Here is a 1,345-nt window from a genome sequence, read left to right as displayed (position 1 = left end):
GTAATAGGCCAGCTGTTCGTCGCTGCGTGCCAGCGAGGCATCGAGCGCGCCGCTGATCTGCGCGAGGCGGTCGCCCAGCCCGCTGCTGGCGCTGCCGAACACCTCCATGGCGCCGCCGAATGCGTCGGCCAGTGCCGCCACTTCCACCGCGCTGCCGGTGACCTGCGCGGCAACCTCGCCCAGCTTGCCGGTTTCGGTGGCGAGGTGGTCGGTGAAGCGCGTACCCACCCGGTCGAGCAGGTCGGCCGAGGTGGTCACCAGTGCATCGACAGCAGTGCGCTGCTCGGTGGAGGCATGGTTGACCGCATCCAGCAGCGTTTCCAGCGTGGCCAGCAGACGGCTGCGCTCTTCCAGCATGGCGGTATCGCGGACCATGCTGTCAGACAGCTTCTGGCGCAGCTCGGCCACCACGTCGGCGGCGGCCTTCGGTGCCTCCGAGGCCACCTGCACCAGCCGCGAGATTTCGGCGATGGTGTCGCTGGCGTGGGCCTGGGTCTGGGTGGTGATCTCCTGCGCGGTCCGCGACAGGGTCTCGCAGATGTCCTGCTGGCGGCGCGCCACCTGTTCGCCGGTCTGCGCCCACTGCTGGGCCAGCGCAGTCGACTGCGTGCCGAACGCCTCGCTCCAGGCAGCGAGGCGCTGCCCGTCGCGCGCTTCCAGCGCGTCCTGCAGGGTGGTGTGCGCGTGCTGCATCGTCTCGGCGAGGGTGCGCGCATGTGTATCGAAGCTGCCAGCCACGGCGGTCAGTGCCTGCTCGTTGCGCGCGGCGCTGCTCGCATGCGTGGCTGCCTGCTGGGCCAATGCATCGCGCCACGCGTCGGCGTGGCTGCGCGTGCTGGCGTCCAGGCGATCGGCGAGCGTCTCAAGCAGGGCGCTGGCACGTGCGTCGTGGGTCTGGGTGAAGACCTGCAACGTGCTGTCCAGCCCGCCAATCAGCGCGGCATGGGCCTGCTGCTGGCTCTCCTGGCTGCTGTTCCAGCGCTCGGCCGTGGCGTCCAGACGGCTGGCCAGGGTGTCGGCCAGGCTGCCGGCCTGCTGCTGGTGCTGGTCGGTGAAGCGGGCCAGTGCGTCGCACAGTTCCACCACCAGCGCTTCGTTGGTGCGCTGTTGCGCGGCCTGGGCGGTGGTCCAGCTGTCGGCGCTGGCGTCCAGGCGCTGCGCCACCCCATCCAGCAGGCGCAGGGCATGCTGGTCATGGCTGTCGCTGAACTGCTGCAGCGTCTGCCGCAGATCGGCGGTGAGCGCCTGATGGGTCTGCTCCTGCGCCGCCTGTGCGGTGGCCCAGTGATCCACGTTGGCCGCCAGACGCGACGACAGCGCATCCAGCAGGCCAAGCGCGCGTTGG

General features: G+C 70.5%; 1 protein-coding gene. It reads right to left on the bottom strand.

Annotated features, from left to right (window positions below):
* Nucleotides 1–1,345 (bottom strand): DUF802 domain-containing protein (locus DBR34_RS24485; RefSeq protein ID WP_258224227.1); only part of this gene is annotated, 1,345 nt, incomplete at both ends.

This window comes from Stenotrophomonas sp. HMWF003, from assembly GCF_003061285.1.
Taxonomy (GTDB): Bacteria; Pseudomonadota; Gammaproteobacteria; order Xanthomonadales; family Xanthomonadaceae; genus Stenotrophomonas; species Stenotrophomonas maltophilia_AP.
Note: the sequence above shows the minus strand (reverse complement) of the source record. Positions and strands in the feature narration are given on the sequence as shown.